The 7,838-nt window shown below is 57.7% G+C and carries 7 protein-coding genes; 3 read left to right on the forward strand and 4 right to left on the reverse strand.

The window, feature by feature from the left end:
• Positions 1-9: 9 nt before the first annotated feature.
• The 3 genes from celB to M989_RS17325 are packed head-to-tail and all read right to left on the reverse strand — an operon-like array spanning position 10 to position 3,035.
• Positions 10-1,359: a PTS cellobiose transporter subunit IIC gene (gene celB / locus M989_RS17315; protein WP_064547318.1), complete on the reverse strand. Its 1,350-nt coding sequence runs from the start codon at positions 1,357-1,359 to the stop codon at positions 10-12.
• Positions 1,360-1,408: 49 nt separating this feature from the next.
• Positions 1,409-2,713 (reverse strand): 6-phospho-beta-glucosidase, encoded by a 1,305-nt coding sequence (locus tag M989_RS17320; RefSeq protein ID WP_064547320.1) that lies wholly within the window; start codon positions 2,711-2,713, stop codon positions 1,409-1,411.
• Between the two features lie 16 nt (positions 2,714-2,729).
• Positions 2,730-3,035 (reverse strand): PTS sugar transporter subunit IIB, encoded by a 306-nt coding sequence (locus M989_RS17325; RefSeq protein ID WP_064547327.1) that lies wholly within the window; start codon positions 3,033-3,035, stop codon positions 2,730-2,732.
• Between the two features lie 264 nt (positions 3,036-3,299).
• On the opposite strand from M989_RS17325, the gene M989_RS17330 reads away from it, so the two are divergent.
• Positions 3,300-4,379, forward strand: a complete 1,080-nt coding sequence (locus M989_RS17330) for a MurR/RpiR family transcriptional regulator (protein WP_074398819.1) — start codon at positions 3,300-3,302, stop codon at positions 4,377-4,379.
• A gap of 58 nt (positions 4,380-4,437) precedes the next feature.
• Here the strand turns inward: M989_RS17330 and M989_RS17335 are convergent, their stop codons facing one another.
• A complete protein-coding gene (locus M989_RS17335) occupies positions 4,438-5,658 on the reverse strand; it encodes an amino acid deaminase (RefSeq protein WP_064547321.1) in 1,221 nt (406 codons plus the stop codon).
• Positions 5,659-5,860: 202 nt separating this feature from the next.
• On the opposite strand from M989_RS17335, the gene M989_RS17340 reads away from it, so the two are divergent.
• The gene (locus M989_RS17340; RefSeq protein WP_064547323.1) at positions 5,861-7,327 is read left to right on the forward strand and encodes an N-acyl-D-amino-acid deacylase family protein; all 1,467 of its coding nucleotides are present in this window, start codon (positions 5,861-5,863) and stop codon (positions 7,325-7,327) included.
• Positions 7,317-7,712, forward strand: a complete 396-nt coding sequence (locus tag M989_RS17345) for a RidA family protein (RefSeq protein ID WP_035896012.1) — start codon at positions 7,317-7,319, stop codon at positions 7,710-7,712. Before M989_RS17340 ends, M989_RS17345 begins: the two co-directional genes overlap by 11 nt.
• The last annotated feature ends 126 nt before the right edge of the window (positions 7,713-7,838 follow it).

Here is a 7,838-nt window from a genome sequence, read left to right on the forward strand (position 1 = left end):
ATAGGTGAATTACTGTTCCGTTGCTGGCATTGCCGCGGTGGTCTGCTGCGACTTGCTGGCCTGCTCTTCACGGTATTTCAGGTTATCCCAGATGCGGAAGAACGGATAATACATCACCAGCGAAATCCCCAGGTTGACGATTTGCAGCACCGAACCGGAGATATGCCCGCCGGTCGCCAGATAGCCGCTGACCACAATCGGCGTGGTGAACGGCAGCGCAATCCCGGCCGGTTTGGCCACTAAGCCGGTGGTCATCGCCACGTAGGAGACAATCACCAGCACCACTGGCGTAAGGATAAACGGCACCACCAGATACGGGTTCATCACGATCGGAATGCCAAACACCATCGGTTCGCTGATGTTAAACAGGCTGCCCGGCGCGGCAATTTTACCCAGCTGTTTCATCTGCACGCTGCGGCTGCGTAAGATCATAAAGATAACCAGCCCTAACAGCGCCCCGGTACCGCCCGGCGCAATCCACAGGTCGTAGAACTGCTGGGTGATAATGTGGGGAATCGGCAGGCCGTTCTGGAACGCTTCCAGGTTTTCGGACATGTTGCTCAGCCAGACCGGGCGGATAAACACCAGTACGATGGTGTCGCCGTGCAGACCCAGCATCCACAGAATGCCAATCAGCAGCACTGAAATAATCATCCCCGGCAGCGAGCCGCCGACGTGGCTCATCGGAATGCCCACCAGCTCGGTGATCATGGTATTGATATCGCCAAACGGCGTCGCTTCAACCAGCAGGCGCAGCGCCAGCACCACTGCCAGCACGCAGAAACCCGGGATCAGCGCGAGGAACGATTTGGCTACCGCCGGCGGCACCCCTTCCGGCATGCGAATCACCAGATTGCGGTCGTTAACGAAGCGGTAGATTTCGGTGGAGAGCAGGGCAATCAGAATTGCCACGAACAGCCCCTGACTGCCAATCTGCCCCATCGGCATGACGCCTTTGACAAGCTGCGCCACGTCGCTACCCGCCGGGGTAAACATGATGTGCTGTGGAATGGTCATCACGAAGGCCACCAGGGAGACAGCCCCGGCGGTCAGCGGGTCGAGGGTGCGGTACTTCTCCGCCAGACGGTAGGCGATACCGAAGCTGGAGATCAGCGCCATGATGTCGTAAGTCGCTTTCACCGGATAGAGCACCTTTTCCTGCCACGTTGGGCCGAAGAGCTCGGTCATCAGCGTACCGTAGCCCGGCACCGGCAGATAGGCGAAGATCAGGAAGAACGAGCCTATCAACATAAATGGCATGTTCAGGATGATCCCGTCACGCACCGAAAGCACATGTTTTTGTCCGGCGATTTTGAGCGCGGTCGGTAAAACGTATTTATCTATTATCGACTTATTCACAGACACCCCCTGCCCGGTGCAGACGTTGCCGACCGGGCTATTGTTGTATTTATTGTTGGCTGAACTGCGGCAGCCACGCTTTATTGATGGTGAGCACTTCATCGACCAGCGCCGATGCCAGATTCACATCGGCGACCAGCGGGTTGGCAACCAACGCCAGCAGCGCTTTTTGCTTGTCACCGTGCACGGCGGCATCGATGGTCAGACGCTCAAAATCCTTGACCTGCTGGGTCAGGCCGTTCATCAGCGGCGGCAGTTTGCCAAAGGACAGCGGATGCGCGCCCAGTGCATCAATCAGGCAGTTGGTCTCTATCACCGCGTCGTCCGGCAGTCCTTGAATGGCACCGTTATTGGCGGTATTCACCACCATCTCAACGCCAAGATTGTTGTGCAGCGCGTTAATTAGCTGCACCGCCACTTCGGAATAGAACGAACCGCCGCGTTGACTTAGTTCTTCCGGTTTCTTGTCCAGATGCGGGTCGGCGTACAGTTTGAACAGTGACGCTTCAACCTTCATTACCTGCTCGGCGCGAGTGCCTTTGCTGTCGGCATCCGCCAGCTCGTCTTCCAGCATGGTGCGGGTCTGCCAGAAGTAGCGATGGTACGGACAAGGAATGGCGCGCAGCGCGCGCAGCAGTTCCGGTGACCACGGAATGGCCTTGATATTGTTCATCGACAGCTGCTCGCCGTCGCACAGCATCTCGATAACCTCGTCTGTCGCATCGCGGCCCGCCGCCAGCACCTGATGTACCCACACCATATGATTCAGGCCGGCAAAGCGCAGCGAAACGTCGTCGTAAGGCAGCTTCAGCATATCGGCAATCATGTGGTGCATGGTCACCGGCACGTTGCACAGGCCAATGATCTTTGCCTTGCTGTGGCGCGACACCGCTTCAGTAACGATACCTGCGGGGTTGGTGAAGTTGATGATCCACGCGTCAGGCGCCAGGCGTTCGACGCGCCTGGCGATATCCAGCATCACCGGAATGGTGCGCAGCGCCTTGGCGAAGCCGCCAACGCCGGTGGTTTCCTGGCCCAACAGTTTATGGCTCAGGCCCAGACGCTCATCGGCGGCGCGGGCCGGTAGCTGACCCACACGCAGCTGGGTGAGCACAAAACTTGAGCCTCTGATGGCGTCGTCCGCATCGAAGTGAACCGAGACTTTTACCGCCTCCAGCCCGTTGCGATCGAGCATGCGACGAGAGAGTGCCGCGATAATTTCGACCTTTTCGCGGCCCGCTTCGACATCAACCAGCGCCAGTTCCGCCATTGGCAGGGAAGCATGACGCGCAATTAATCCTTCAACCAGTTCCGGGGTGTAGCTGCTGCCCCCGCCAATCACGGTAATTTTCATCGCTTTCTCCTGGGCCTCAGGCCATCAGTTGGATCGCTTTATCGAGTACGCGATCGCCGCGCATGGTGCCGTAGTCCATCATGTCGATCACGTCGACCGGTTTACCCAGCGGCGCGGACAGTTCGCGCAGACGAGAGAGTTCGAACTGCACCTGCGGGCCCAGCAGTACCACATCCGCCTCCGACATCATGCTTTCGATTTCGGCAACCGGATAAGCATTAATCTCCACCGCCAGCGCGCGTTTTTCCGCTTCGGCACGCATCTTTTGCACCAGCATGCTGGTGGACATTCCGGCGGCGCAGCACAACATGATCTTTTTCATGACAATATTTCCCTCTTTTGAAAACATATTTCACACATTAGCGGTTTTACGTAGCATGTATGAAAATTATTTTCATGAGTGTGATCGGCGTTAAAATATTGCTTTACGGCATGTCAGAGGCGTAAAAATGTGATCGCGATAAGACAAATGAATCTTTACCGCCGGTTAATCGCATAACGTGCCGCCCTTCGGCTGAATGAATTGAAAAATAATTTCAATAAATTATGATGTTTTTAATGAGCCGCACATGAGGACACTCTGGTTATGGATATTGTTTATCAGTTGGTGCACGGGTTATCCGGACTGCCTGCGCAGGAATCCCGGTTGGCGCGTTTTTTCCTCGATAATTTTGCCCAGATCCCCGAGGCGACGATTGAAGAGCTGGCGGCAAAGGCTGGCGTCAGCCCGGCGACGCTGCAACATTTCTCACGCAGCATTGGCTGCGCGGATATTAATGACTTTATTGGCCAGGTGCGCCATCAGCAGCAGGAGAATCGTGTGAAAACGACGGCGGCACCGATGCTCGGCGACGCGGCATGGGTGGACGCCGGTACGCTGCAAAAGCTGGCGAAAAACGCCGGCATTGGCAGCGATATCCTCGATCGTTTCTCGCATTCTATCGGTCGCGACGGCAGCGATGACATTCTAAGCCTGATCCACCAGAGGCTACAGGACTTCAGCCAGCAGGAGTCTCGTGTAGCGCAGACTATCCTCAGCGACGTAGCGTTTGCCGCCTCAGCGACCATCGACCAACTGGCGACGGCGGCAGGGGTCAGCCCGGCGACCATCACCCGCTTTGCCCGCGCGGCAGGCTGCGACGATATTCGCGATTTGCGCATGAAGCTGGCGCAGGCCAGCGCACCGGTTGCCAGCGGCGATATGCCGGGGCCGTGGCGCGAGCGGCTTAACCAGATCCAGTATTCGCTGAACGCGCAGCTTCACGAGCTGTCGCCAGCGGCGGTTGAGCGTGCTGCAAGCCTGCTTAAACAGGCTAAAGCGGTGCATATTTTCAGCGCCAGCACCGCCGATAATCCGTTCGCCAGCGTATTGCAGTACCGTCTGCTGACGCAGGGATATCCGGCCAACGTCTGCCAGGACCCGGCGTTAATGGGGATTACCGCCTCGATGCTTGGCGCAGGGCAGGTGCTGGTGGTCTTTGCCGGTACGCCGCCGGGCAGCGCGCTGATTGCCGCTGTACATCAGGCGCGCTGGGCAGGGGCGGATATTATCGTGATTGGCCAGCAGGAGAGCGCACTCAGCCATCAGCAAAACGTCACGCTACCGCTTAACGACTCGCGTTACGGGTCGCTGCTGATTGTCGATTTGATATGTGATTCGATGTAACTTCGGCATCGTTGCGCCTGGACTGTAGCCCGGCCGAGCGCAGCGACGCCGGGGGGGCTCAGAACGCCGTTTCTAACGTTTCAAGCACGTTATACGCATCATCAACCAGCAGCAGCGCCTTCCATTTGTCGAAGGTCAGGCAAGGGTGCGAGGTGCTGAACACCAGAATATCCCCCACCTTCACGTCAGCGCCTGGCGCCAGCTTCAGCATGGCGTGCTGGTCCATAATACCGGTGGTTTCAATGCTGTTCGCCACTATTTCTACCGATTTCCCCGCGCGATAATGAGCAACCGGCTGCGGTAGCCCGGCATCAAACGCGCTGTCGCGCTTGCCGAAATTAACGATCGCCCGGCCGCATTCCGGCACCGACTGCACCATCGCCACCAGTTCCAGCGCAGAAACCAGATCGCCGCCGAGGTCGCAGGCCGTCCGGTCGCGCGCGACGATGGCGTTCTGCGCTTCCAGATAGATCCCCGCATCGTGAGTGATATAGCAGCCAGGACGGATCACCACCCGGCAGTTGGCCGGTTTCGGCTCGGCAAGCCAGACGTTACACACCACGTCGTACCAAACGGAGCCCGCGCCGGTGAGGATAAACTCGCCCGTGACATAGCGCTCAAGCTGGCAGGCCAGCGCGGCGGCATCGCGCAGCAGCGCTTCCACCTTCGGCTGTGGGTTATCGCCGTGCAGCACGCCTTCATATAGCTCAAGGCCGCGCAGACGCAGCGCCGGTAAGGTGGCAACCTGCTCCGCAAGCGTGAGCGCCTGTTCTGCGGTTCGGCATCCGCAGCGACCGCCCGGTACGCCCAGCTCCAGCAGAATATCCAGCGTCTGGTTTTGCGCGGCGAAGAACGTCGAGAGCGCACGGGCGTTATCGAGGCTATCGACGCAGCACAGGTAATCTACAGCCGGGTATTCGGTCTTGAGGTGGGCTATCAGCGCCATATTTGCCTTACCGACGAGTTGGTTCACCATCAGCACACGTTGGATCCCGCTTGCCGCAGCAATGCTTGCCTGCCAAGCGCTGCCAACACCAATGGCCCAGGCTCCGGCTTGTTGCTGCTGTGAAAAGATCCACGGCGTCATGGTGGTTTTACCGTGTGGGGCGAGTGAGACGCCGCGCGCGTCGGCATAGTGCTGCATCCACTGAATGTTGTTGGTTAGCGCCGCTTTTTTAATGACTGCGGCGGGCAGGCAAACGTCTTCATTGAGGATGTTTGTTGGAGTAAATAGCGTCGCGGATTTGTGGGGTACGATGAGGCTTTCATGGTATTTCATAACATAAATCCTTCCGATTTTCAGTTCATATCATGAATATTTGATTGTTTATATTGTTGTAAATATTATATTTTTATTATTTTATTTGATTCTCATGAATAAAAGTATCATTAATTGATGCATGTTTTGCGTAGTCTTTCACTGTTTTCAGCGCTTGTAAATGGTCAAATTCGAGGCAGGAAACGGCAGGGGTAGAGAAGAGATGCAGTTCGATTATCTGTTCAGGAACGTCACGGTTATCGACGGTAGCGGCGGCCCGCAGTATCGCGGCGATGTTGCCATCAAGGGCGATCGCATTGTGGAGATAGCGCCTGCTATCGACGGGCAGGTGCAGCATGAGATTGACGGCACCGGCCGCGTGCTGGCGCCGGGGTTTATCGATGTTCACACCCACGACGACATTAACGTTATCCGCATGCCGGAGTACCTGCCCAAAATCAGCCAGGGCGTGACCACGGTGATCGTCGGCAACTGCGGGATCAGTGCCGCGAGTGCGACGATCGCAGGCGACGTACCGGATCCGATGAACCTGTTGGGCAATGCGGAACAGTTTATCTATCCGACGGTTAACGCCTACGCAGATGCGGTGACGCAGGCGCGTCCGGCGGTGAACGTTGGCACGCTGGTCGGTCATACCGCGCTGCGTAATAACCAGATGGACTCGCTGTTTCGTCCGGCCAATGAGCAAGAAATTCAAGCCATGCGCGGGCAACTTCGGTTGGCACTGCAGGAGGGCGCTTTGGGGCTAAGCACCGGGCTCGCCTACGCCTCTGCCTTCCAGTCGACGACCGAAGAGGTGATGGCGCTGGCGGAAGAGCTGGCGGCGGAGAATGGGATCTATACCACCCATCTGCGCTCGGAGTTTGAACCCATTCTCGATGCGCTTGACGAAGCGTTCCGTATTGGCCGCCACGGCAAGGTGCCTGTGGTGGTCTCGCACCACAAATGCGCGGGTGCGAATAACTGGGGGCGTACCGTGGAAACCCTGGCGCTGTTCGATAATGTTCGCCAGCAGCAGGACGTTTCCTGCGACTGCTATCCGTATTCTGCCAGCTCGTCGACGCTCGATATGAAGCAGATTACCGCCGATTTTGACATCGTTATCACCTGGTCAACGCCGCATCCGGAGATGGCCGGGCAGACCTTAAAGCAGATTGCGCAAAGCTGGTCGCTGACGCTGGAAGAGGCGGGCAAGCGGTTGATGCCTGCCGGCGCGATTTACTACAACATGGACGAGCAGGACGTGCAGCGGGTGCTGCGCTATCCGCTGACCATGGTGGGCTCGGACGGTTTACCTAATGACCCGATGCCGCATCCTCGCCTGTGGGGCGCATTCCCGCGCGTTTTGGGGCACTACAGTCGCGATGAAAAACTGTTCCCGCTTACCGTCGCGGTGCACAAGATGACCGGCCTGTCGGCGGCGCGTTTTCAGCTCACCGACCGCGGGCTTATCAAGCGCGGCTATTTTGCCGATCTGGTGCTGTTTGATCCAGAAACTATCAGCGATGTCGCGAGTTTTAGTGACCCACAGCAGCCCGCCGCCGGTATCGATGCGGTGATGGTCAACGGGGTGATGAGCTACGGGCAGAATCACAACATTATCGGGCGCGCCGGGCGATTCCTACGCCGGTCAGCCGGAAAATTAAGGAGCAGCAATAATGAGCATTAAACGTTATGGCGTCGGCGGCAGCACGGGGACCGGCGGGCAGTCTTTGCCGTTTGCCAAGGCCGTAGAGGCCGGTGGCTGGCTGTATGTCTCCGGGCAAACGCCGATGAAGGACGGTGAAGTGGTGGAGGGCGGTATTGTTGAGCAGTCGCGTCTGGCGATTCAGAACTGCGTGGATATTATGCAGGACGCAGGATACAGCCTCGCGGACGTGGTGCATGTGAAGGTGTATCTAACCGATGCACGCTACTTCCAGTCCTTTAATAAGGTGTTCCGCGAGTTCTTTGCCGACCACCCACCGGCGCGCGTGTGTTGCGTGGCGGATTTGGTGGTAGATTGTAAGGTTGAGGTGGATTTGACCTGTTACAACGCGGAGCGGGTGAAGTAACTTGTGGGGTGAGGGTAAAACCCGCACCACCCCGGCCCTCTCCCTGGAAGGGAGAGGGAGAAAAGCGGGCCCATTTTGAGCTCCGAAGCGCCAACTCGCACAAACCGTCCCCTCGCCCCTCCGGGG

It is taken from the genome of Kluyvera georgiana ATCC 51603, assembly GCF_001654985.1.
Lineage (GTDB): Bacteria > Pseudomonadota > Gammaproteobacteria > Enterobacterales > Enterobacteriaceae > Kluyvera > Kluyvera georgiana.

What these genes read in the sequence shown, in the direction of transcription:
- M989_RS17335 (WP_064547321.1), bottom strand. Translation starts at nt 5,658, where the DNA reads ATGAAATACCATGAAAGCCTCATCGTACCCCACAAATCCGCGACGCTA.
- M989_RS17340 (WP_064547323.1), top strand. Translation starts at nt 5,861, where the DNA reads ATGCAGTTCGATTATCTGTTCAGGAACGTCACGGTTATCGACGGTAGC.
- M989_RS17320 (WP_064547320.1), bottom strand. Translation starts at nt 2,713, where the DNA reads ATGAAAATTACCGTGATTGGCGGGGGCAGCAGCTACACCCCGGAACTG.
- M989_RS17345 (WP_035896012.1), top strand. Translation starts at nt 7,317, where the DNA reads ATGAGCATTAAACGTTATGGCGTCGGCGGCAGCACGGGGACCGGCGGG.
- M989_RS17330 (WP_074398819.1), top strand. Translation starts at nt 3,300, where the DNA reads ATGGATATTGTTTATCAGTTGGTGCACGGGTTATCCGGACTGCCTGCG.
- M989_RS17325 (WP_064547327.1), bottom strand. Translation starts at nt 3,035, where the DNA reads ATGAAAAAGATCATGTTGTGCTGCGCCGCCGGAATGTCCACCAGCATG.